A 22,582-nucleotide genomic window follows, 5' to 3' on the forward strand; every position below is an offset into this window, starting at 1 on the left:
CGGCCCGTCCCGGCCGCCGGCCCGTCCCGGACGGGTGGATCCGGGTGCCCGCTCCGGCGAATTCTCCGATTCTCTGGCGCACCATCCGTCACACCAGTCATCATGTGTTCCAACAACCACTCGGGTGGTCGAGGTCGTAGGGGAAGACGCACCTCGCTCTCCGGGAGGTCACCGTGCCAACGCGTGGCGTCGTATACGTCCACTCGACCCCGCTCGCCGTGTGCTCACACGTCGAGTGGGCGATCGCGCGCGTCCTCGCCGCGCCGGTCAACCTGCAGTGGACGGCTCAGCCCGTCGACCCCGGCGCCCGCCGCGCCGAGTGCGGGTGGACCGGTCGCCCGGGGACGGGCGCCGAACTGGCTGCTGCCCTCCGGCAGTGGCCCATGATCCGTTTCGAGGTGACCGAGGAACCGAGCGCGGGCGTCGACGGCGAGCGTTTCATGTACGTACCGGGCCGGGGACTGTTCCGGGCCACCGTCGGCGCGGCCGGCGACATCCAGCTCGGTGAGGACCGGCTGCGCGCCATCATGGCCGCCGCCCGGGCCCCGGAGGCCCTGGCGCACGCCCTCGACAAGGCGCTCGGCACCGCCTGGGACGCCGAGCTGGAGCCCTACCGGTATGCCGGCGACGGCGCGCCGGTGACCCTGCTCACCCGGGTCGGCTGAACCGCGCCCGCCGCGCGTCCCAGTAGAGGTTGCGGCACGCCGCGTTCGACGAGGTCAGGTTGCCCCGATAAGGGGGGAACTGGTGGGATGGTCCGCGTGTCGATTACCCCGCGAACTGCCGGCGTCGCGCTCGCCGCCCTGACCGCAGTGCTCGTCACCGGGTGCTCGGGGGAGCCGGACCGGCCCCGTCCCACGCCGTCGGCCAGCACGGCCGCCGCTGTCGGCCCGACCGCGTCCGGTGGCCCGACCGCCGCCGACCCGGCCGCCCGGGCCGCCGCCCTGGTCGGCGCCCTCGCCGACGAGGACCTGGTCGGCCAGGTGCTGATGCCGTACGCGTACGGCAGCTCGGCGGCGAATGTCTCGGCCGGCTCCGCCGCCGGCAACCGGGCCCTCGCCGGGGTGGCCACCCCGGCGGAGATGGTCGCGAAGTACCGGCTGGGCGGGGTGATCCTGGTCGGCTTCAGCGCCGACGACCCGACCTCCGGCAACCAGGCCACCACCAACGTCGACAATCCGAATCAGGTCCGCGAGCTGACCACCGGCCTGCGCGAGGCCGCCGGGAAGCTACCCGCCGGTGCCGCGCCCTTCCTGGTCGGCACCGACCAGGAGTACGGCGTGGTCACCCGGATCACCGACGGCGTCACGCTGCTGCCCAGCCCGATGGCCGCCGGTGCGGCCGGCGACCCGGCGCTGACCGAGGCGGCCTGGCGGGCCGCCGGCGCCGAGCTGGCCGCGATGGGGATCAACATGGACTTCGCCCCGGTCGCCGACGTGCTCGCCACCCGCAGCACGGTGATCGGCTCCCGGTCCTTCGGCGCCGACCCGAAGCGGGCCTCGGCGCAGGTCGCGGGCGCGGTCAGGGGGTTGCAGAGCGCCGGGGTGGCGGCCAGCGTGAAGCACTTCCCGGGTCACGGCCTGAGCGCCACCGACTCGCACAAGGACGTCCCGGTGATCACCCAGAGCCGCAAGGTGCTCGACGGCACCGCGTTCCCGCCGTTCAGCGCCGGGATCGACGCCGGCGCCCTCGCGGTGATGTCCGCCCACCTCGACGTCACCGCCATCGACCCGGGCACCCCGGCCACCTTCTCGCGCAAGGTCCTCACCGACGTGCTGCGCGGCCAGCTCGGGTTCAAGGGCGTGGTGGTCACCGACGGGATGAACATGCCGCCGGCCAAGCGCTGGGCGCCGGGGGAGGCGGCGGTGCGGGCGCTCAAGGCCGGCAACGACCTGATCCTGATGCCCCCGAACGTCACCCAGGCGTACGACGGGCTGCTCGCCGCGCTGCGCGACGGCTCGCTGCCCCGGGCCCGGCTGGTCGAGGCGGTGACCCGGGTGCTGACCATGAAGTTCACCCTGGCCGGAACGCCCGCCCCGGCGATGTCCACGCTGAACAGCCCCGAGCACCGTAGGGCCGCGGAAGCGCTCGCGGCCGGCGCGGTGACCGTGCTGCGCGGCTCCTGCGCGACCGGGGTGCGCGGCCCGGTCACCGTCACCTCCTCCGGCGGGCGGGAGAAGACCCGCGCCCTGCTGACCGAGGCGCTCACCACCGCCGGGGTGCGGGTGGTCCCGAGCGGCGGCACGCGGGTGCACCTCGTCGGGTACGGCGACGGCGCGGCCGACCTCAGCGGCGACGCCGCGGTGACCGTGGCGATGGACACCCCGTACCTGCTGGCGAAGGCGAAGTCGCCGACCCTGCTGGCCACGTACTCCTCCGGCCGGGCGTCGATGACCGCCCTGGCGAACGTGCTGGCCGGCAAGGCGCGCCCGACCGGCCGCTCCCCGGTCCCGGTCTCCGGCCTACCCCCCACCACCTGCGACACCTGACCCCCACCCCACCCACCCACCCCCACGCCGCCCGCGCAAATTCTGGGAATTTGTGGTCATGGGGCGCCGGAAGGCCACTCTTTCCGTGAATTTGCGCGGGGGCGGGGCGGGGCGGCTGCGCGGACGGGGCGGGGCCTGTCGGCGACGCAACGCGTCGCCGACAGGCCCCGATCGGTGCGTCAGCTCAGGGGGAGCTGGCTGGCCAGGGCCGAGCCGTTCGACTCGAACGCGGCCAGCAGGGCCTTGGAGCGGCCCGAGGCGACCGGGACCACGACGGTCACCGGGCGGCCGGCGGTCAGCTCGACCGTCTTGTCACCGAGGGCGTTGGTGCCGTCCCAGGCGTACAGGTACGCCGTGCCGGCCCGGTCGGCCCGCAGGGTGACCAGCACCCCGCCGGCCACCCGGCGCTGGTCGGTCAGCCGCAGTGCCTTCTCGGGCAGCTTGGCAACGGCGGCCGGGGCCACCCCGTCCACCGCCGACTGGGCGATGGTCTGCGGGCTGTGCACGCTGCGCGCGGAGGTGTCCGGGAACACCGGGGTGCTGGGCTGCTGCTGCGCCGGGGTGTAACCGGGCAGGGTGGCCAGGCCGTAGCGGTACGGGTCGGCCCGGACGCCGGTGAAGGTGGACCAGCCCAGCCGGGACTGGGAGCTGAGGTCCTGGGTGTCCGAGTCGTAGACCAGCACGTTGAAGCCCATCCGGGCCGGGTCCACCGCGTCGGGCAGCACCGCGAACGGGATGCTCGCCTCGATGGTGTAGCCGGTGTACGGGCTGGTGACCTTGCTGACCACCGTCATCCCCGGCGCGGTCGTGGCACCCGGGCCCTGCCGGTTGTCGGCGTCGCGCTGCCAGCACGGCGGGTTGCCGTTGGCCGGGTCGTCGGTGATCGGGAAGATGCCGGCCTTGAACACGGTGGAGGTGTCCGCCGAGTTCCCCTTCGGGTCGACGATGATCTCCACGCTGTCGGTGCGGCGCTGCCGCTTGCAGTCCTGCGGCACCACCTTCGTGCCGAGCACGTCGTCGGTGACCTGCACGTACACCTTCAGCGCGTCGGCGGTCCAGGCGATGCGGCCCTTCGCCGAGGCGTCCTGCGGGGTGGTGGCCTGACCCTCCCAGATCCGGGAGAGGTCCAGCTCCGCGCCGGGGTACTCGCCGGGGGAGGCCACGCCGTCGACGGCGTGGTCGTGACCGGCCTGCGGCACCTCGGTGGTCGGCACGATCTCCAGGGCGCCGGTCTCGACGGTGCTGCCGGCGGCGCTGGTGGTGGTGATGGTGATGCCGTAGTCGCCGCCCGTGCCGCCCTCATTGGCGGTCGGCAGGCTGGCGTCGGCGGTGACGGTGAAGGTGACCGCCCCGGTCGCGTCGGGGGCCAGGTCGGCGTAGCTCTTCGTCGTGGCGTCGGCGGTGAAGCCGGCGGGCAGGCCGAGGGTGACGGTGCCGCTCTGGGCGGCCTTGCCGTGGTTGCGCAGGTCGATCCGGACCGACCGGCTCTGGCCGGAGCCGACGGTGAGCACCGGCTTGATCAGGGTGTCGAGCTGCGGGTACCCGCCCTCGCCGGCCCACTGCCGGAACACCCCGACCTCCTCCAGCGGCTCCAGGGTGCCGCGCACGTCGGCGACGACCCGGACGGCCCGGTCGGTGCGGCCGACGCCCTGGCGGGTGGTCAGGGTCGCGCCGATGAGCTGCTGCTGGTTGGTGTCGCTGTTCGCCGGCACGGTGACCGTGAACTTCCTGGTCCGCTCCTTGCCGGCCGGTACGGCGCTGTTCAGCGTCCCGGCGCCCTTGGCGGTCCAGCCCTGCGGCAGCCGCAGGTCGATCCGCGGCGCGGCCAGTGCCCGGTCCCGGGGCGCTCGCACGTGCGCGGTGACCTCGACGGTCTCGCCGGGGGCGAGGTCGAACCGGTCGGTGGTGAGGTACAGCTCGGTGCCCTTGGGCAGGCCGCCGGCCGCGTTCGGCAGCACGGAGCCGCGCAGGATCGCCTCGGGGGAGGTGTCCGCCGGGTCGTACGGGACGCGGCTGTCGATCAGGGTGTAGAAGTCGCAGCGCATGTTCGCCGGGTCGGTGGGGGCGGCGGCGGTGCCGGCCCAGCCCTGGGTGACGTACTCCCGGCGGGCGTCGACCTCGATCTCGGCCCAGGTCTTGCCGGTGCTGCTCCGGGTGCCCTCCCAGACGCCGAAGACCTGGTCGGTCGGGACGGTGGGAACGAAGCTGGTGGCGCACTGCGGCCCGGCGGCCGAGGTGCCGGTGCCCCCGCTGCGCAGGAACTTCGCCGCCCGGAACGGCTTCAGCTTCTCCTTGCTGATCTGCTCCGGGAACGCGGCCGGGTCGGCGGCGGCCTGGAACGCCTCGGCGGCGAACCGGGCGGCCTGCTGGTGGTTGCCGTGGTTGCCCGGGGTCGGCGACGGGTTCATCGTCATGATGATCTCGGGCCGGGTCTGCCGGATCACCCGGACGATCTGCGCCAGGGTGTCGTCGTGCCCCCAGATCTGCTCGGACAGCGGAGCGGAGGCGGTGTACCAGAAGTCGACCCGGTCGAGGTTGTAGAGGTTCTCCACGCCGGCCTTGCCGATCGCGGTGCGCTCCTCGCGCTCCCGGATGATGCCGAGCGGCGGGCCCTCCTCGAGGCCGACGGCGTTGCCGCCGCCCTCGCCCCGGGTGATGGTGACGACGCCGGCCTTGGCGCGGTGGTTCTCCTTCCACTGGCCGAGGGTGGCGAGGCTGCCCGCCTCGTCGTCGGGGTGGGCGCTGACGAAGAGGACGTCCAGGTCGACGGTGTCGGCGGCGGGGCCGCCGGCGGGGGAGGCGAGAGCGGCGGCGGGCACCCCGGACAGGGCCAGGGCGAGCGCCGTGGGTAGCAGGAACGCCTTGATACGCATGCAGATCCTTCCGGAACCACGAGGTCCGGGCAGCGACCACCGTCGTCGGACGCGGTGCGTCGACGCGGGAGTCGTGATCGGACGGCGAGTGGGTGGGACGGGCCGGTGGGCGCCGATGGGCGCAGGGGTCACCGGGTACAGCAGCGGCACGGTGATCCGTACACACTGGAAGGCCTTCGCCCGGTGACGCTAAGGACCGGCGCGGCGGCCAGTCAAGCTTTGCAAGGTCTTTCTTTCTTTGCGAAAGAAATAAAGTGCGCCCGGACTGCCCCCGTCAGTGCCGGCGTGGCCGTATGCGCCCAACCCGACTGCGGTGCCAAAGGGGGACGTTTCCCCTGATGGCGGAGGGGTTCGTCGAAACCCGAGACGGTTTCGTTACTTGACTCCATAGTTCGTTCGCCGTAGGAAGGAAGTGTGACTGACGTGGTGACGCCACCAACGAGCCCGGTGAGCCGGGAGCGGTCGAAGGAGATCAAGCGGTTATCCGTGATCTCCACCGCCCGCCAGGTTCGGCTGCTCTCCCGCGCCGAGCTGACCGAGCTCACCGGCCTGAGCCCCGCCACGCTCACCCCGCTCGTGCGCGAGCTGATCGCCGAGGGATACCTCATCGAGCGGGGGCCCGGAACATCCCGTTCCGGCCGCCCCCGGGCGATGCTGGAGTTCAACCCGCGCGCCGAGCTGGTCGCCGCCGTCTCGCTGGAGCCGTCCCGGATCAGCTGCGAGATCGCCGACAGCGACGGCACGGTGGTCGCCCACCGGGCCGTCCGGCTCACCGGCGACATCATCGACACCATCTGCCGCTCGGTGCCCGAGCTGGCCGGCGACGGCCTGCCGGCGCTGCGCGGGGTGGCCATCGCCGCGCCCGGCGTCTCCTCCGGCGGGGCGGTCCGGCTGGCCCCCTCGGTCGGCCTCGTCGAGGGCCGGCCGATAGGGGAGTCGGTACAGCGGCACCTCGGGGTGCCGGTGGTGGTGGACAACGACGTCAACCTGATGGCGGCCGGCGAGCACGCGGTCGGCGCCGGCAGCGACGTCGCCGACCTGCTGCTGCTGCACGTCGCCGACGGCATCGGCGCCGGTCTGGTGCTCGACGGCCAGGTCCGCCGGGGCGCGGGCGGGGCCGCCGGCGAGGTCGGTTTCCTGCCGCTGGACCCGGCTGACCGGGGCCACGACGGGATCGGCCCGTTCGAGGCCCGCTGGTCGGAGAACGCTATCGCCGAGCGGATGGTGGCCCTGGCCCCCGGGCGCCGGCCGGACGCGCCGGTGGCCGCCCTGGCCGAGCTGGCCCGCGCCGACGAGCGGGCCGCCACGTACCTGGACGAGGTGTTGACCGCCTGGTCCCGGCTGATCGTCTCCTGCGTCTGCGTCGTCGACCCCGGCCGGGTGCTGCTCAGCGGGGCCGCCGCCCAGCTCGACGACCCGGCCGTCGCCCGGCTCCAGTTACTGGTCGCCGCCGCCGCGCCGAGCGCCACCGAGGTCCGCCGCGCGGTGCTCGGCGACCGGGCCGTGCTACACGGCGCGGTCAGCTACGCGCTTTCCGCCGCCGCGGCCGGCCTGCCGAACCTGCTACCCAGCCCCTGACCCACGAGTTTCCCCTTATCCCCTCGGAGGTACCCCATGAGACGTCGTCTTCTCCTCGCCGGTGCGCTCGCCACCGTCCTCGCCGCCGGCACCGCCTGCGGCAGCGGCGGCGGTGACGACGACAAGACCGGCAGCGCGAGCGCCGAGAAGCTCACCATCTACACGGCCCGCGACAAGAAGGTCTCGACCTTCGTGGTGGACCAGTTCACCGCGAAGTACCCCGAGTACAAGGGCAAGGTCGAGATCCTCAACCTGGGCGCGCAGGAGATCCTGGAGCGGGTCCGGGCGGAGAAGGCCAACCCGCAGGCCGACGTCTGGTGGGGCGGCACCCAGCAGGGGCTCTCCGCCGGCGCGTCCGAGGATCTGCTGACCGGCTGGCAGCCGGCGTTCGCCGGCAAGATGGATGCCAAGTACAAGGACGCCCAGGGCCGCTGGTTCGGGGAGATCCTGCTGCCCGAGGTCATCATGTACAACAACAAGGCGCTCACCCCGGAGCAGGCCCCGAAGGACTGGGACGACCTGCTGAAGCCGGAGTGGAAGGACAAGATCGTCATTCGGGACGTGGCCGCATCCGGCACCATGCGGTCGATCTACGCCGCGATGATCACGCGGCAGTCCCCGGACGGCAGCAACCCGCAGCCCGGCTACGACTGGCTGAAGAAGCTCGACGCCAACACCGGCTCGTACGCGGCCAACCCGGCCGACCTGTACCTGAAGCTCTCCCGCCAGCAGGGCGTGCTCAGCGCCTGGAACCTCCAGGACGTGCTGCTCCAAGCCAACCAGTCGAACATGCCGTTCGGCTACGTGATGCCGGCCTCCGGCGCCCCGGTGCTGGTCGACGGCATCGCCGCGGTCAAGGGCGGCAACTCCACCGGCGCGCAGAAGTTCATGGAGTTCCTCTTCGACGACAAGCTGCGCGCCGACCTGGCCAAGGACTACTTCCAGATCCCGGCCGTGGACATCGCCGAGAAGCCGGAGTGGCTGGCCCAGCTCAACCTCAAGCCGCTGGACGTCAACTGGGACGTGATCGGCAAGAACGAGACCGAGTGGATCAACCACTGGAACAGCCAGATCAAGAACAAGGGCTGACCGGCGGGCGCCGGGGGCGGACGGGAACCGTCCGCCCCCGGCGCCGCCCGCTCGCGGGGCGCCCGAAGACGGTGTGCGGCGGGGAGCCCTTCCCCGCCGGAGGCGTCGGGTGGCCGTCCTTCGGTCTCCGCCCACCCGTCCCACGACCGACCCCGGTCCGGTACCGCAGTAAGGAGAGGACATCATGATCGATGTCACGCTGGAGTCGGTGAGCAAGCGCTTCGCGCGCGGCGGCGACACCGCAGCCGTGGACGACGTCGACATCACCATCGCCGCCGGGGAGTTCTTCACCCTGCTCGGCCCGAGCGGCTGCGGCAAGACCACCACTCTGCGCATGGTGGCCGGGTTCTACTTCCCGACCTCGGGCCGGATCCGGTTCGGCGCGGAGGACGTCACCCGGCGCCCGCCGAACAAGCGCGACACCGGCATGGTGTTCCAGAACTACGCGCTCTTCCCGCACATGAGCGTCGCGCAGAACGTCGCGTACGGGCTGAAGATCCGCAAGGTCAACCGGGCCGAGTCGAGGCGGCGGGTCGAGGAGGCGCTCGGCCAGGTGCACCTCGGCGGGTACGGCGACCGGCGCATCGACGAGCTGTCCGGCGGCCAGCAGCAGCGGGTGGCGCTGGCCCGCGCCCTGGTCATCCGGCCGAAGACCCTGCTGCTGGACGAGCCGCTGTCCAACCTCGACGCCAAGCTGCGCGAGGAGACCCGGACGGAGATCCGCCGGATCCAGAAGGAGGCCGGCACCACCGGCATCTACGTCACCCACGACCAGGCCGAGGCGATGGCCATGTCGGACCGGATCGCGGTCATGCAGTCCGGCCGGGTGCAGCAGATCGGCGCCCCGCAGGAGATCTACCACCGCCCGGCCACCAGCTTCGTGGCCCGGTTCATCGGCCGCAGCAACGTGCTCACCCTGCCGGTGCTCGCCGCCACGACGCAGACCGTCACGGTGGGGCTGCCCGGCGGCGGGGAGATCGTCGTCCCCGCGCCGGCCGACCACGGCCTGAGCCAGGGGGAGACCGCCCTGGTGTCCGTCCGTCCCGAGCACATCGGCCTCACCGCCACCACCGAGCCCGGCGCGCTGCCCGGCCGGGTCACCGAGCTGGAGTTCACCGGCATGGCCACCAACCTGGTGGTGGACACCGCGGGCGAGCAGGTGCAGGTGGCCGCCGTGGACGTGCCGGCCGGGATCACCGTCGGCGACCAGGTCGGGCTGCGGCTCAACCGCGAGCGGATGTGGGTGGTGCGCCCGTGACCACCATCCCCGCGACCCCCAGCCCGGCGACCGTCGCGCCGGTGACCAAGGACCCGACGCCGCCGCCGGGACCGCGCCGGCGGCTCGCCGCCCGGTTCGCCGGCGGCACCGGCTCTCGCTGGTTCCCGTACGTGCTGGTCTTCCCGCTCGCCCTGGTCCTGTTCGGGTACGTGGTGCAGCCGATGTTCGCCACCTTCGCCGAGAGCGTCGGCGTGGACGGGGTGGAGAACTACGGCAGCTTCCTCACCGGCGACGGGGTGGCCCGGTCGTCCCTGGTCACCTCGCTGATCATCTCCGCGGCCAGCGTGCTGCTCTGCGGGATCGTCGGCGTGGCGATGGCGTTCCTGCTCAAGCGCTTCTCGTTTCCCGGCCGCAAGCTGATCGAGGCGATCATCCTGGTGCCGGCGGCCCTGCCGCCGCTGATCGGGGCGATCTCGTTCCAGCTCCTCTACAGCGAGACCGGCATCCTGCCGCGCGGCCTCCAGCAGCTCCTCGGCGCGGAGAACCCGGTGCTGCCGTTCAGCGGCATCGCCGGCGTGCTGGTGGTGCACACGTTCACCATGTACCCGTACTTCTACCTGTCCGCCTCGGCCGCGCTCGGCGGGATGGACCCCTCGGTGGAGGAGGCGGCGTACAACCTGGGGGCCGGCCGGGTCCGGGTCTGGCGCACGGTGCTGCTGCCGATGCTCACCCCGGCGCTGGTCTCCGCGTCGCTGCTGGTGTTCATGACCTCGCTGGCGTCGTACACCGCCCCGCTGCTGTTCGGGGTGGACCAGACGATGACCATGCAGATCTACATCAACCGCACCAACGGCGACCTGCCGATGGCCTCCACGTACGCCTCCGTGCTCGGCGTCGTCTCGGTGCTGTTCCTGCTCGGCATGCGCTGGTACGAGGGGCGGCGCAGCTACCGCTCCCAGTCCAAGGGCGTGGCCGCGCACCGGCGTGAGATCACCAACCCGCTCGGCAAGTGGCTCGCCCTGGCCGCGTCGCTGCTGGCCACGGCCGTGCTGCTGGCCCCGGTGGCGACCATCGCCCTGGTGGCGTTCTCCGAGGACGGCTCGTGGACCACCGAGGTGATCCCGGCCCAGTACACCATGCAGAACTTCGTCACGATCTTCTCCGAGCCCAGGGCGTTCCAGCCGATCCTGAACTCGCTCCAGATGAGCCTGATCGCGACCGTCGCCTGTGTCGTGGTCGGCGTGCTCATCGCGTACGCGGTGCGCCGGCTGAACTTCCGCGGCCGGGGGCTGCTGGACGTGGCGGTCATGCTGGCCTGGGCGCTGCCCGGCACGGTGGTGGCGATCAACCTGATCTCGGCGTTCAGCACCGGCAACGCGTTCAGCTTCGGCCAGGTGCTGATCGGCACCTTCTGGATCATGCCGCTGGCCTACTTCGTGCGGTTCCTGCCGCTGGTGTTCCGGTCCAGCTCGGCCACCCTGGCGCAGATCGACCCGTCGCTGGAGGAGGCCGCCCGGAACCTCGGGGCGTCCTGGTGGCGGGCGTTCGGCACGGTCACCCTGCGGCTGATGCTCCCGGGTGTGCTGGCCGGCGCGCTGCTCGCCTTCGTGCACGGGGTCGGCGAGTTCGTCGCCTCGGTGCTCATCTACACCTCGCAGACCGCGCCGATCTCGGTGGAGATCAACAACCGGATGTACTCGTTCGAGGTCGGCACCGCCGCCGCGTACGGCATGCTCCAGGTGGTCCTGATCTTCGTGGTGATGGTGGTCTCCGGCCGGCTGGAGGGCGGCCGGCGGTCGAGCCGGGAGGCGGCGCGGTGGACGGCGTGACGGGCGTGACCCCCGACGGCGACCACGTGGCCGCCTGGCTCGCCCACGGCGGGCTGGTCCCGGTCGCCCGGGTCCCCGGCGGGGAGCTGGCGGCGGTCGCCGGGGCGGCGGACTTCGCGGTGCTGCCGGTCGGCGCGGTCGAGTGGCACGGCCCGCACCTGCCGCTGGGCACCGACCTGATCCTCGCCGAGGGCTTCGCCGCCGAGAGCGCGACCAGCTCCGCCGCGACCCACTCCGCCGCGACCGGGCCCGCCCGGCCCGGCGGGGGCGCGGCGGGCTCCGGCGCGGCCTGGCCGGTCGGGGGCGGCCCCGCCCCGACGGCCGGAGTCGACGCGGCCTCGTCCGGCGGCGGGACCCCGGACGAGGCCGCGACCCCGGCGGGCCCGCGCGGGGTGCTCTTCCCCGCCGTGCCGTACGCCGCCTGCCCCGGCCAGACCCGGCCGTGGCCCGGCACCGTGGCGATCCGGCCCGAGATCGCGGTCGGCTACCTGGCCGACGTGATCGAGGGCATCGTCGCGGCCGGCTTCCCCCGGCTGCTCATCGTCAACGGGCACGACGCCAACATGTCCACCGTCCGGGCCGCGATGGAGTGGGTCTCCGGGCGGCGCACCGCCAGCCTGCTGCTGGTCAACTGGTTCCAGCTCGTCACCCCCGCCGAGACCACCGAGCTGTACGGCCCGCTGACCTCGCGCGGGCACGGCGGGGCGTACGAGACCTCCGGGGTGCTCGGCTTCGACCCGGGCGCGGTCCGGCTCGACGCGGTCGACGACCTGCCGCCGAGGCCGAAGCTGCCGGTGACCCACCCGTACGTGCTGGTGGAGTCCCGGCCCGACCCGTGGCAGGGCTGGTCCGGGCACATCTCGCTGGCCGGCGAGCCCGCCGGCCGGCGGGTGCGGGAGCTGGCCGGGACGCGGCTGCGCGAGGTGGTGGCCGCCTGGGTGGCCGCCCCGCCGCCCGCCCCGCCCACCGCCGACCCGTTGCCATCCGAGGGAGGATCATGATCGTCGACCGGGGACTCGACATCGTCGACTTCCACCTGCACTTCCGCATCGGCACCGACCCGACGATCCAGGCGTGCGAGCACGCCGCCGGGATGCACCCCGGCGGGGAGCACGAGCGGGCCGTCCGGGCCGCCGGCTCCGCCCCGTACGCCCGGCAGTGGCGGCAGGCGTGGGCCTTCCCCGACCCGGAGCCGCCGGCCGAGCGCTGGCAGGACGAGGCGGACCGGTGGGCCGACGAGCTGCGCCGGGTGAACGTCCGCCGGGCGGTCTTCGTCACCGGCGGCGGCAACGACACCGTCGCCGACGTCGTGGACCGGCACCCGGACCTGCTGCTCGGCTTCGCCCACCACGACCCGTACGGCCCCGACGCGGCCGGCGAGCTGGACCGGGCGGTCACCGAACGCGGCCTGCGCGGGCTGAAGCTGTTCGCCCCGCTGCTGCGCGGCCCCCTCGACCACGCCGACCTGGACCCGCTCTGGGCCACCGCCCAGCGGCTCGGCGTGCCGGTGCTGATCCACATCGGGCACTACGGCAGCGCCGGCGGCCTGTCCCACGGCCGGTACGGCGGCCCGGACGAGCTGGCCCGGATGGCCCGCCGCTTCCCCGAGCTGGCCGTGGTGGTGCCGCACTTCGGCGTCCAGCACGTGCAGGACCTCCTCTTCGCCGCCTGGGGCTGCCCGAACGTCCACGTCGACACGTCCGGGTCGAACCAGTGGGTGCGGTGGATGCCGTACAAGCTCACGCTGGAGGAGCTGTTCCGGCGCTGCTACGAGACCATCGGCCCGCACCGGATCGTGTACGGCAGCGACTCGTCGTGGTTCCCGCGCGGGTACGTCACCCGCTACCTCGACGACCAGCTCCGGATCTGCCGGGAACTGGGCCTACCCGACGACCACCTGGGCGCGATCTTCGCCGGGAACGCCGAGCGCCTGCTCGGCCTGCACGAGTAGACCGGCTGACGTCCGGGCGCGGCGAGCAGCGTCGCGCCCGGCCTGGAAGGAAGCAGAGACTCCTGATGAGCACACCCGCGCTGACCACCTACCAGCGGCACCACCTGCGGCCGACATACGACCACCACGTCGGGTACCTCTTCCCGGCCATGGTGCGGGCCAGCCAGGCGCACGTGGTCATGCTGACCGAGCAGGGGCTGATCCCCGCCGAGCGGGGTGCCCGGCTGCTGCGCGGGCTGGCGGAGCTGCGCGCCGACACCGGCCCCGCGCCCGCCTTCGACGGCAGCTTCGAGGACACCTACTACCTGATGGAGAAGCGGCTCGCGGCGGCGTGCGGCCTCCCCACCTCCGAGCTGGACGTGCAGATGGCGCGCAGCCGCAACGACCTCGACGCCGGGGTGTTCCGGATGCTGCTGCGCGACCAACTCCTCGGGGTGCTCGACCGGGTGCTCGCGGCCGGGGCCACCGCCCTGGGCTCCGCCGACCGGTACGCCGACGTGGTCATCACCGGCTACACCCACCGCCGTCCGGCCCAGCCGACCACCATCGGCCACGCCCTAGCCGGGTACGCCGAGGCCCTGGCCGGCGAGGCCGTCGCGTACGCCGACCTGATCGACCAGCTCAACACCTCGCCGCTGGGCTCGTGCGCGTTCGCCGGCACCGACCTGGACATCGCCCCGGCCCGGGTGGCCGAGCTGCTCGGCTTCGACGGCCTGGTCACCAACTCGTACGAGGCGGTGGCCGGCGCCGACCACCTGGTCCGGGTCGGCACCCTCAACGCGCAGGCCCTGGCCACCGGGGCCCGGCTGGCCCGCACCCTGATGGACTGGCTGACCTGGCGCTGGGTGACCACCCCCGGCGACTTCACCCAGGGCAGCAGCATCATGCCGCAGAAGCGCAACCCGGTGGTGCTGGAGCACCTGGTCTCGATGGCCGGGGCCACCGCCGCCGACGCCGCGAGCGTGCTCAACAACGTGGGCGCGGCCTGGTGGGAGGACTCCAACAACGCCACCACCGACGTGCAGGTGCGGCTCTGGGAGAGCAACGACCGCACCGACCGGTTCTTCGCCCTGCTCGGCGGCTTCCTCGCCGAGATCGAGCCGCTGGAGCCGCCGTCCCGGGAGGAGATCGTCGCCTCCGGGGCCACCACCACCGCCGCCGCGGACGCGCTGACCCGGCACGGGGTGCCGTTCCGGGCCGCCCACTCGGTGGTCGGCCGGCTGGTCCGGGGCGGGGCGCCGGACGGCTGGACCCCCGAGGGCGTCCGGGCGGCGGCCGAGGGCATCACCGACCGGCTCGACGACGACGCGATCGGCGACCTGATCGCCGCCGCCGTCCGCCCCGAGCTGGTGCTCGACCGGGCCCAGGTCGACGGGCCCGGCGCGTACGCCGTCCGGGCCCAGGTGGCCGCGCTGCGCGGCACCTTCGACACCGTCGCCGGCCGGCTGGCCGGCGTGCGGGACCGGCTGGCCGGGGCCGACGAGGCGCTGGACGCCGTGGCCGCCGAGCGAGCGGGCCGATGAGCGGGGGCCTTCGCGGGGCACGTCGAAGGGGCGGCCCGGTGAGCGCGGGGAGTGCGCGGCGCGGCCTGGGCCGGTGGCCGGGCGCGGCGCAGGCGGGCCCCGCGGTCGCGGACGGAAGGACCGCACGGTGAGCGTGCGGGTGGCCGGTCGGGCTGCTCAGCCCGCGCCGGCGGCCGGTGACACGCCCGTGCTGCTCGGCATCGACTTCGGCGGCACCAAGATGGCCGTCGGGGTGGCTGACGGCGAGGGCCGGCTGCTGGCCAGCGAGCGCGTGCCGACGCACGCCGAACGGGGTGCCCCGCAGGCCCTGGACCGGGCGCTGGACCTGGCCGCGAAGCTGGTGGGGGAGGTCGGCGGTCCGCTCGCGGCGGCCGGGATCGCCTCGCCCGGGGTGGTCCGGCCCGACGGCATCGACCTGGCCCCGAACGTGCCCGGCTGGGACCGGCTCCGGCTGGCCGACGCGGTCCGCGACCGGTTCGGCGTGCCGGCGGTGGCGGTCGACAACGACCTGAACGCCGCCGCCCTGGCCGAGCTGCGTTTCGGCGCGCTCCGCGACGCCGACCCCGGCCTGGTGGTCGGCCTCGGCACCGGGGTCGCGGCGGCGCTCACCGTGCGTGGGTCGGTGCTGGCCGGGCACCACGGCGCGGCCGGCGAGATCGGGTACGCCGTGGCCGGCGGCCCGTGGCCCGGCACCATGCTGGAGCTGGACTTCTCCGGCCGGGCGCTGGACCGGCTCGCCGACGACCTCGGCGTGCCGGGGGCGGCGGCCGGGCTGGCCGCCGCCGCCGAGCGGCCCGGCCCGACCCGGGACGCGCTGACCGGCCGGGTCGACGAGCTGGCCCGCCACCTGGTCACCTGCTGCCTGCTGCTTGACCCGCAGCGGGTGGTGCTGGTCGGCGGGGTGGCCGGCAGCGAGCTGATCCGCGGCCTGCTGGTCGAGCGGCTGGCCGCCGTGCTGCCGTACCGGCCGGACGTGGTGCTCTCCGGCTTCGCCGACGACGCCGCGCTGCTCGGCGCGGTCGTCCTGGCCCGGGAGGCGGTTCCGGCCCCCCGCTGACGGGGTGATCTCCGGGTGCGGTTGTCGTCGCCAGGGACGGAACCGCACCCGGAGCCCGCGACCTGGCCCGGCGGCCGGGCGGGCCCGGCCCGGTCAGCGGCTGGCGCGGAGGGTGCCCGTCGCGAGCTGGTACGCCGGGAACATCGCCTCGAACTCGCCGGTGTCCATTCCGCCGAAGGTCAGCAGCACCGCCCCGCCGCCGGAGGTGGGCGCCACGAGCGCCCGCTGCCGGTTCGGGCCGCCGCTCAGCCTGGTGCGCTGGAGGTAGGTGGCCTCCACCAGGTCCAGCGGGCCGCGCCGCACCCGCCGGTACTCGATCTCGCTGACCCGGCCGTACTCGGCGAGGAACTCCTCCAGCGCGGCGCGCACGTCGCCGGTGGCCTCGTCGACCGCCCAGACCCGCAGGAAGCCCACGCTGCCGGCCGGCTTCGCGTCGACCTCGCAGCGCAGCCGGGAACCGCCCAACGTCATCCCGGACGCGTCGTCCACCGGCTCGGCGATCCAGCGGGCCGGCAGGGAGAACGTGATCGGCAGTTCGCAGGGGGTGCCCCTCGCGCCGACGGTGACGCCCGCCTCGGCCGGGGCGACCTCGTCGTACCACGGCGGGCCGGTCACGAAGGGCGACGGTGCGGGGCCGGCCTCGGCCCGGGCCGAGGCCGGCCGCGGCGAGCCCCCGGCGCAGCCCGCCGCCGTCGCGATGGTGAGCACGGCCAGCACGGCCGCCCCGATACGTCGAAACACCGTTCCACTTCCCCCGTGGTCGTCCGCGCCGCCCGGTCCACCCCGGACGGCCGATGGATGTTAGCCGGTCGGGGGCGGTGCCGGCCGGCGTGCCCAGTGCAGGAACCGCCGGAACATCTCGGCCCCGAGCGGCGGACCGCCCGGCTGCAACGCCCGCAGGTCGGCGTCGGCCTCGAACATCTGCCGGGCCTTCGCCCCCTCGGCCTGGCGGACCTTCGTCACCCGTCTGCGTACCCCCGCCGGGCAGGACACCTGATCCGGTGGTGGCTCGGCCATGCCGCGTGCCGGGTCCTTCCGGACCTGTCCGGCGACGGACCTGACCGGGCGTCGCAGGTGTGCCGCCGCCGTACGTGGGTACCCGACGGGCCATCCCGAGGGAGGCGGCAGTGACGAACGAGGCCCCGGACTACTTCCAGCCGGAACACGGCACGGTGCTCACCCACCTGTTGATCGTGCGGGACGTGGAGCGCTCCCGTGAGTTCTACCGGACGGTGCTCGGCGCGACGGTGGTACGCGAGCGCCAGCCCGCCATCCTGCGGCTGCACAACAGCTACCTCGTGATCAACGACGAGGGCGGCCCGACCGACGACAAGCCGACCGTCCTCGCCCAGGCGCCGACGGACCCGAACCTGCTCAACAGCGCGCTCAACGTCCGGGTGACGGACGTGCGCGCCGTCTACGAGCTGTGGCGCTCACGGGGCGGACAGTTCCTCACCGAGCCGAAGGACCACGGCGTGGAGATCCGGTGCTACCTGCGCGACCCCGATGGCTACCTCATCGAGCTCGGCCAGGCCACCGGAATCCTCGCCGAAAGGCCCTAGCTAGTGCCGCGTCTTTGAACGTTGATCGTGTAATCCGTCGGTTCTGAGGCAGGGTCTTTACGTAGTCGATTGAGGCATGTCTGACCTGGGCGTACGCGATGCCGTGGCCTGGCTGGAGGGTGACGCGGGGCGGAGCCATTGCCTGGTCGTGGGTGCGGTCCCCGGCCGGCGGGGAACGGTGACCCAGGCGGAACTGTGGGCGGCGGTCGATGACGTGGGCGGCGGTGCCTATGGAGCTGAGTCGTTCACGTCATCACCGTCGGTCGGGCCACCACCGTTCGCGGTTACCCACCGCCCCGTCGGGTCGTGGCTGGCGGCGGGTGTGGCTGATGTCGTATTCGACTCAGCTCCATAGGCACCGGAAGGCAAGGCTGTGTGTGTGGGGCGGTGGCCGGTGAGTAGAAGGATCCGGTAAAGCGCTGCGGTGGGCGATCGTGGCGCTGTTCTCGTCGAGGTCGGCCACGTCACGGAACTGACCACCGGATTCGCCACCGAATCCAGGATCCGGCACCCGGATTACCCCTTCAAGGCTGCATGACGGGGCACTAGCTGCTGGCCGCCCCCGCCCCCGCAGCGACAGATCTTGGACGATTTCGGCCTCTGGAGGGGCCGTTTCCTACCAAGATCTGTCCGGCGGCCGGGCGAAATCGGGGTGCGGGGGTGTGGGGCGGGGTGGGAGCGTGCCGGGCATGGGAGAAGCACGGGGCTTCGCGTACGCCCAGCGGGCGGACGGGTCAGTGGTGATCACGCACCGCGGGAGGGTGGCCGGGACACTGCGGGGCGGCCGGGCGGCGGAGTTCCTCGCCGAGGTCGACGACGACCCGCAACTGGTGATGGCCCGGTGGACCGGCAACTATCGCCGGGGCAACGAACGCGCCGCACGGCAGCACCCCCGCAACCGCGCCTGACCAGCGATCGTCCGGCCGGTAACGTCCGCCCTCAGGCAGCAGGTTCCGCCCGCCGCTCGGCTGAAGACTGCGCGGCCCGACGACTCCGGCGGCTTCGCCACCGAGATCGCCGCGCTGCGATTGGCCGACGAACGGGGCATCCCGGCACCGCGGATTCTCGGGTTCGATGCCACCGGCAGTTCTGCCGGCACACGGGCGGTGCTGGAGACCGTCGTGCGCGGCGCAGCGCGATCCCGATCGAGCCCACCCCGGAACGGCTGCGTGTCATGGGCGTCACGGCCGCAGCTCTGCACGCCATCACCGCCGAGCCGTCACGAGAGCTACCTCTGCGCACCCTCCCGATCCCGGCCAGCGACTTCGCGAGACAACGGCGGCTGGGAACCAACCACACCACACCGACCTTTGGCAGGGAAACATGATGTGGAACGGGGACAGGCTCTGCGGCCTGCTCGACTGGGACATGGCCGGCGTGGGTCATCCCGGCATCGACCTGTGTTCGCTGCGCCTGGATGCGGTGCTGATGTTCGGTCAGCAAGCGGCCGAACCGGTCCTCGCCGGATGGGAGGAAGCCAGCGGAGAGCAGGCTGAGAACGAACCCAAGGCACCAGTCCATTCCTGGCACCCCCGCACCGGACCACGCCGTTCCACTCCTGGCCGGGGCCGGGCAGGAGGCCGGGGCCGGCATCGTTGCGGTCACGTCGTGCCCGCCCTCGATGCCGGCCGCGTCGTCCGGACAGATCCGCCTTCAGGGCCTGGAGTCTCAGGGCCGGGTGAAGACGAGAGCCACGTTGTGCCCGCCGAAGCCGAACGCGTTGTTCAGCGCGGCGGGGATCTCCAGGTGGCGCGCCTTGTGCGCGGCCACGTCCAGGTCGAGGCCGTCGTCCGGGTCGTCCAGGTTGATCGTCGGGGGGACGACACCGTCACGGATGGCCAGGATGGTGGCGATCGACTCCAGCGCGCCGGCCGCACCGAGCAGGTGGCCGGTCATCGACTTGGTGGCGGAGATCACCGGGTGGTCACCGAGCGCTGCGCGCAGCGCCCCGATCTCCAGCATGTCGCCGACCGGGGTCGACGTGGCGTGCGCGTTGACATGCACGATGTCCTTCTTCGCGATGCCGGCGTCCGCGATCGCCTTCGCGATCGCCCGGATCGCGCCCTCGCCCTCCGCGTGCGGCTGCACGATGTCGTACGCGTCGGAGGTGATCCCGGCGCCGGCCAGCCGCGCGTACACCCGGGCGCCCCGGGCGGCGGCGTGCTCGGCCCGCTCCAGGACCAGTACGCCCGCGCCCTCGCCGAGGACGAAGCCGTCCCGCCCGGTGTCCCACGGCCGGGAGGCCCGCTCGGGCTCCTCGTTGCGGGTGGACATCGCCCGCATCGAGGCGAACCCGGCGATCGGCAGCGGGTGGATGACCGCCTCGGTGCCGCCGGCCAGCACCACGTCGGCCCGGCCGGAGCGGATGATGTCCAGGCCGAGCGAGATGGCCTCCGCGCCGGTGGCGCAGGCGCTGGCCACCGTGTGCACCCCGGCCTTCGCGCCCAGCTCCAACCCCACCCAGGCGGCGGGACCGTTGGGCATCAGCATCGGGATGGTGTGCGGGGACACCCGTCGAGGGCCGGACGCCTCCAGGATGTCGTCCTGGGCGAGCAGGGTGGTGGCCCCGCCGATGCCGGAGCCGACGCTGACCGCCAGCCGCTCCGGGTCCAACCCGGAGTCGGCCAGGCCCGCGTCCGCCCAGGCCTGCCTGGCCGCGATGATCGCGATCGCCTCGGAGCGGTCGAGCCGGCGCAGCTTGACCCGGTCCAGCACCTCGGACGGGTCGACGGCGAGCTGCGCGGCGATCCGGACCGGGAGTTGCGCGGCCCACTCCTGGGTGAGCGGACCCACCCCGGAGCGGCCGGCGAGCATGGCGTCCCAGGTCGACGCGACGTCCCCGCCCAGCGGGGTGGTCGCGCCGAGCCCGGTGACGACGACGTCGGAGCGAGCCATGATCAGGCCTGCGCCTCGATGAAGCTGACGGCGTCGCCCACGGTCTTCAGGTTCTGCACCTCGTTGTCGGGGATCTTGACGCCGAACTTCTCCTCGGCGGCGACCACGACCTCCACCATGGAGAGCGAGTCGACGTCGAGGTCGTCGGTGAAGGACTTGCCCTCGGCCACGTCGTCCGGGTTCACCCCGGCAACCTCTTCGAGGATCTCGGCGAGGCCGGCGGTGATCTCGTCACGGGTCATGGTTGGTGCGTTCCTTTCGATGGTTGGACTCGCCGCGCGGCGCGTGCCGGCGGCGTGCGAACGGCCTCGAAGGGGGCCGGACGTCAGGGGCAGCGGACGACCTGACCGGCGTAGGTCAGGCCGCCGCCGAAGCCGAAGAGCAGGACCGGGGCGCCGGAGGGCACCTCCCGGCGCTCGACGAGCTTGGACAGCGCCAGCGGGACGCTCGCCGCCGAGGTGTTGCCCGACTCGACGAGGTCCTTCGCGATGATCGCGTTGGGGATGCCGAGCCGCTTGGCGATGCCGTCGATGATCCGGGTGTTGGCCTGGTGCGGCACGAACGCGGCCAGCTCCGACGGGGCGACCCCGGCCCGCTCGCAGGCCTGCAACGCCAGCGGGGCCAGTTCGGTGGTGGCCCAGCGGAACACCGCCTGGCCCTCCTGCTTGACGTACGGCCGCCAGCCCTCGATGCGTACCGCGTCGCCCTTCCCCGGGACCGAGCCCCAGACCACCGGGCCCACCCCGGCCGGCTCGCCCTCGGCCGTGGCGGTGACCACCGCGGCGCCGGCGCCGTCGGCGAAGATGATGCAGGTGGAGCGGTCGGTCCAGTCGGTGAAGTCGGACAGCTTCTCCGCCCCGATGACGATCGCGTTCCGCGACGCCCCGGCCCGGATCGCATGGTCGACGGTGCCCAGCGCGTAGGCGAAGCCCGAGCACGCGGTGTTCAGGTCGAACGCGCCCGGCGCGGTGATGCCGAGCTTCGCGGCGACCCGGCAGGCCACGTTCGGGCTGCGGTCGATCGAGGTGCAGGTGGCCACCACGACGAGGTCGATGTCGGCGGCGGTGAGCCCGGAGTTTGCCAGGGCCTTGCCGGCGGCGGCCGTCGCCATGTCGGCCACCGTCTCGTCGCCGGCGATCCGCCGGCTGGCGATGCCCACCCGGTCCCGGATCCACTCGTCGTTGGTCTCGACGAACTGGGCGATGTCGTCGTTGGTGACGATCCGGGACGGCTGGTAGTGCCCCAGCGCGAGAATCCGGCTGCCTGTCATGATTGGTGACCCCCGATCCGGGCGAGCGGTTGCCCCGGCGCGACCGGGTCGTTGTGGTGGGCGAGCCACTCGGTGAGCGGGCCGCTGTCGTGCGCGGTCACCTCGACCGGGCCCTGCCGGGTGGCGACGTGCCCGATCACCTGGCCGGTACGCAGCGACTCGCCCTCGGCCAGCCCCTCGGCCGGCTCGAAGGTGCCCGCCGAGCGGGCCACCACGACCCGGAACCGCATGGTCGGCTCGTGGCTCGGGGCCATCCCGTGCCGGGCGATCAGGTCCCGCGCGGCCGGGAGGTCGTCCGGCGTGTTCAGGGTGACGATCTCGGGCAGGCCCGACTCCTTGAGTTCCCGCTTGACCAGGCCGGCGAGGGTGCCGGCGGGCGGCAGCTCGATCACCCCGGTGACGCCGAGGCAGGCGAGGGTGCGCATGCACAGGTCCCAGCGCACCGGGGAGGTGACCTGGCGGACCAGCCGCTGCACCAGCTCCCGGCCGTGGGTGACCGCCGCGCCGTCGAGGTTGGACAGCAGGATCCGGGCCGGGTCGGCCGGGGTGATCCCGGCGGCCACCGCGCCCAGCGCGGCCTCGGCCGGGGCCATGTACGAGGTGTGGAACGCGCCGGCCACCTTCAGCCGGATCACCCGGGCCTTCGCGGGCGGCTCGGCGGCGAGCTTGTCGAGCGCGGCGAGCGCGCCGGCGGCGACGATCTGCCCGGCGCCGTTGCGGTTGGCCGGCTCAAGCCCGTGCCGGTCGAGGGCGGCGAGCACCTCGTCGGTGTCCCCGCCCAGCACCGCGACCATGCCGGTCGGCTCCAGCGCGCAGGCCGCGGCCATCTCCCGGCCGCGCACCCCGGCGAGGGTGATCGCGGTCTCGGCGGGCAGGACCCCGGCGAGCGCCGCCGCGCCCAGTTCGCCGACGCTGTGCCCGACGGTGAGTGTGACGTCGTGCATCGGCAGGTGCTCGGCCGCGAGCAGCGCCGCGGCGACCAGCAGCGGCTGGGTGCGGGCGGTGTCCTTGATCTCGTCGGCGTCGGCCGCCGTGCCGAGGTGGACCAGGTCGACGCCGGCCAGCGCCGACCACCAGCGCAGCCGTGCCTCGGCGCCGGTCAGGCCGAGCCAGGGGGTCAGGAAGCCGGGTTTCTGAGAACCCTGGCCGGGTGAGAGTACGGCGAGCACGGATATGACTCTTCCGGATACTCGCCAGTCACGGTGCTACCGAGCGACACCAAACCACACTAGAACCTTTGGAGGAAC

19 protein-coding genes and 1 pseudogene are annotated in these 22,582 nt (G+C 73.5%); 13 read left to right on the forward strand and 7 right to left on the reverse strand.

Annotation, left to right across the window (positions count from 1 at the left end; genetic code table 11):
* The first annotated feature begins 173 nt into the window (after window positions 1-173).
* The gene (locus tag OOK41_RS10645; protein ID WP_117671348.1) at window positions 174-665 is read left to right on the forward strand and encodes a DUF3145 domain-containing protein; all 492 of its coding nucleotides are present in this window, start codon (window positions 174-176) and stop codon (window positions 663-665) included.
* An 87-nt stretch (window positions 666-752) separates the two neighbouring features.
* Window positions 753-2,489: a glycoside hydrolase family 3 protein gene (locus OOK41_RS10650; protein WP_266264268.1), complete on the forward strand. Its 1,737-nt coding sequence runs from the start codon at window positions 753-755 to the stop codon at window positions 2,487-2,489.
* A 179-nt stretch (window positions 2,490-2,668) separates the two neighbouring features.
* Here the strand turns inward: OOK41_RS10650 and OOK41_RS10655 are convergent, their stop codons facing one another.
* Window positions 2,669-5,362, reverse strand: a complete 2,694-nt coding sequence (locus OOK41_RS10655) for a sugar-binding protein (RefSeq protein ID WP_266264270.1) — start codon at window positions 5,360-5,362, stop codon at window positions 2,669-2,671.
* Window positions 5,363-5,776: 414 nt separating this feature from the next.
* Between OOK41_RS10655 and OOK41_RS10660 the strand changes: the two genes are divergently transcribed.
* The 8 genes from OOK41_RS10660 to OOK41_RS10695 all read left to right on the forward strand — a co-directional run bounded on the left by OOK41_RS10660 (window position 5,777) and on the right by OOK41_RS10695 (window position 15,608).
* Window positions 5,777-6,940: an ROK family protein gene (locus tag OOK41_RS10660; protein WP_266264272.1), complete on the forward strand. Its 1,164-nt coding sequence runs from the start codon at window positions 5,777-5,779 to the stop codon at window positions 6,938-6,940.
* Between the two features lie 36 nt (window positions 6,941-6,976).
* On the forward strand, window positions 6,977-8,029 hold the full coding sequence (locus tag OOK41_RS10665; protein ID WP_266264273.1) for an extracellular solute-binding protein: 1,053 nt from the start codon (window positions 6,977-6,979) through the stop codon (window positions 8,027-8,029).
* Window positions 8,030-8,213: 184 nt separating this feature from the next.
* Entirely contained in the window at window positions 8,214-9,287 is a 1,074-nt protein-coding gene (locus tag OOK41_RS10670) for an ABC transporter ATP-binding protein (RefSeq protein ID WP_266264275.1), read from the forward strand.
* On the forward strand, window positions 9,284-11,077 hold the full coding sequence (locus tag OOK41_RS10675; protein WP_266264277.1) for an iron ABC transporter permease: 1,794 nt from the start codon (window positions 9,284-9,286) through the stop codon (window positions 11,075-11,077). Before OOK41_RS10670 ends, OOK41_RS10675 begins: the two co-directional genes overlap by 4 nt.
* The gene (locus tag OOK41_RS10680) at window positions 11,074-12,078 is read left to right on the forward strand and encodes a creatininase family protein (protein WP_266264279.1); all 1,005 of its coding nucleotides are present in this window, start codon (window positions 11,074-11,076) and stop codon (window positions 12,076-12,078) included. Before OOK41_RS10675 ends, OOK41_RS10680 begins: the two co-directional genes overlap by 4 nt.
* Window positions 12,075-13,028, forward strand: coding sequence for an amidohydrolase family protein (locus tag OOK41_RS10685; RefSeq protein WP_117671334.1), 954 nt, complete (start codon window positions 12,075-12,077; stop codon window positions 13,026-13,028). Before OOK41_RS10680 ends, OOK41_RS10685 begins: the two co-directional genes overlap by 4 nt.
* Before the next feature lie 65 nt (window positions 13,029-13,093).
* Window positions 13,094-14,551 carry an argininosuccinate lyase gene (locus tag OOK41_RS10690; RefSeq protein ID WP_266264281.1) on the forward strand — a complete coding sequence of 486 codons (1,458 nt, stop codon included), beginning with the start codon at window positions 13,094-13,096 and terminating at the stop codon, window positions 14,549-14,551.
* A 127-nt stretch (window positions 14,552-14,678) separates the two neighbouring features.
* On the forward strand, window positions 14,679-15,608 hold the full coding sequence (locus OOK41_RS10695) for an ROK family protein (RefSeq protein ID WP_266264283.1): 930 nt from the start codon (window positions 14,679-14,681) through the stop codon (window positions 15,606-15,608).
* Between the two features lie 93 nt (window positions 15,609-15,701).
* Here OOK41_RS10695 and OOK41_RS10700 read toward each other — a convergent pair whose 3' ends face one another.
* Window positions 15,702-16,349, reverse strand: coding sequence for a lipoprotein (locus OOK41_RS10700; RefSeq protein ID WP_266264285.1), 648 nt, complete (start codon window positions 16,347-16,349; stop codon window positions 15,702-15,704).
* Window positions 16,350-16,409: 60 nt separating this feature from the next.
* Window positions 16,410-16,625 (reverse strand): hypothetical protein, encoded by a 216-nt coding sequence (locus OOK41_RS10705; protein WP_128763656.1) that lies wholly within the window; start codon window positions 16,623-16,625, stop codon window positions 16,410-16,412.
* A gap of 110 nt (window positions 16,626-16,735) precedes the next feature.
* Here OOK41_RS10705 and OOK41_RS10710 point away from each other — a divergent pair, with 110 nt between their 5' ends.
* From OOK41_RS10710 to OOK41_RS32030, 3 genes and pseudogenes are all read left to right on the forward strand, one after another.
* On the forward strand, window positions 16,736-17,170 hold the full coding sequence (locus OOK41_RS10710) for a VOC family protein (RefSeq protein ID WP_266264287.1): 435 nt from the start codon (window positions 16,736-16,738) through the stop codon (window positions 17,168-17,170).
* A 689-nt stretch (window positions 17,171-17,859) separates the two neighbouring features.
* The gene (locus OOK41_RS10715) at window positions 17,860-18,078 is read left to right on the forward strand and encodes a hypothetical protein (protein WP_266264289.1); all 219 of its coding nucleotides are present in this window, start codon (window positions 17,860-17,862) and stop codon (window positions 18,076-18,078) included.
* A gap of 166 nt (window positions 18,079-18,244) precedes the next feature.
* Window positions 18,245-18,640: pseudogene (locus tag OOK41_RS32030) on the forward strand (phosphotransferase); the annotation flags it as partial.
* A 198-nt stretch (window positions 18,641-18,838) separates the two neighbouring features.
* Here the strand turns inward: OOK41_RS32030 and fabF are convergent.
* The 4 genes from fabF to OOK41_RS10735 form a co-directional block, all read right to left on the reverse strand.
* Complete coding sequence (fabF, locus tag OOK41_RS10720) at window positions 18,839-20,065, reverse strand: beta-ketoacyl-ACP synthase II (protein WP_117673396.1); 1,227 nt, start codon at window positions 20,063-20,065, stop codon at window positions 18,839-18,841.
* A 2-nt stretch (window positions 20,066-20,067) separates the two neighbouring features.
* Window positions 20,068-20,307, reverse strand: a complete 240-nt coding sequence (locus OOK41_RS10725; protein ID WP_117673394.1) for an acyl carrier protein — start codon at window positions 20,305-20,307, stop codon at window positions 20,068-20,070.
* 83 nt (window positions 20,308-20,390) lie between these two features.
* On the reverse strand, window positions 20,391-21,335 hold the full coding sequence (locus tag OOK41_RS10730) for a beta-ketoacyl-ACP synthase III (RefSeq protein ID WP_266264292.1): 945 nt from the start codon (window positions 21,333-21,335) through the stop codon (window positions 20,391-20,393).
* Entirely contained in the window at window positions 21,332-22,504 is a 1,173-nt protein-coding gene (locus tag OOK41_RS10735; protein WP_266264294.1) for an acyltransferase domain-containing protein, read from the reverse strand. Before OOK41_RS10735 ends, OOK41_RS10730 begins: the two co-directional genes overlap by 4 nt.
* Window positions 22,505-22,582 lie beyond the last annotated feature (78 nt).

Source organism: Micromonospora sp. NBC_01655 (assembly GCF_026339755.1).
Taxonomy (GTDB): Bacteria; Actinomycetota; Actinomycetes; order Mycobacteriales; family Micromonosporaceae; genus Micromonospora.

What these genes read in the sequence shown, in the direction of transcription:
- OOK41_RS10650 (WP_266264268.1), top strand. Translation starts at nt 753, where the DNA reads ATGGTCCGCGTGTCGATTACCCCGCGAACTGCCGGCGTCGCGCTCGCC.
- OOK41_RS10655 (WP_266264270.1), bottom strand. Translation starts at nt 5,362, where the DNA reads ATGCGTATCAAGGCGTTCCTGCTACCCACGGCGCTCGCCCTGGCCCTG.
- OOK41_RS10665 (WP_266264273.1), top strand. Translation starts at nt 6,977, where the DNA reads ATGAGACGTCGTCTTCTCCTCGCCGGTGCGCTCGCCACCGTCCTCGCC.
- OOK41_RS10670 (WP_266264275.1), top strand. Translation starts at nt 8,214, where the DNA reads ATGATCGATGTCACGCTGGAGTCGGTGAGCAAGCGCTTCGCGCGCGGC.
- OOK41_RS10685 (WP_117671334.1), top strand. Translation starts at nt 12,075, where the DNA reads ATGATCGTCGACCGGGGACTCGACATCGTCGACTTCCACCTGCACTTC.
- OOK41_RS10690 (WP_266264281.1), top strand. Translation starts at nt 13,094, where the DNA reads ATGAGCACACCCGCGCTGACCACCTACCAGCGGCACCACCTGCGGCCG.
- OOK41_RS10705 (WP_128763656.1), bottom strand. Translation starts at nt 16,625, where the DNA reads ATGGCCGAGCCACCACCGGATCAGGTGTCCTGCCCGGCGGGGGTACGC.
- OOK41_RS10715 (WP_266264289.1), top strand. Translation starts at nt 17,860, where the DNA reads ATGGGAGAAGCACGGGGCTTCGCGTACGCCCAGCGGGCGGACGGGTCA.
- fabF (WP_117673396.1), bottom strand. Translation starts at nt 20,065, where the DNA reads ATGGCTCGCTCCGACGTCGTCGTCACCGGGCTCGGCGCGACCACCCCG.
- OOK41_RS10725 (WP_117673394.1), bottom strand. Translation starts at nt 20,307, where the DNA reads ATGACCCGTGACGAGATCACCGCCGGCCTCGCCGAGATCCTCGAAGAG.
- OOK41_RS10730 (WP_266264292.1), bottom strand. Translation starts at nt 21,335, where the DNA reads ATGACAGGCAGCCGGATTCTCGCGCTGGGGCACTACCAGCCGTCCCGG.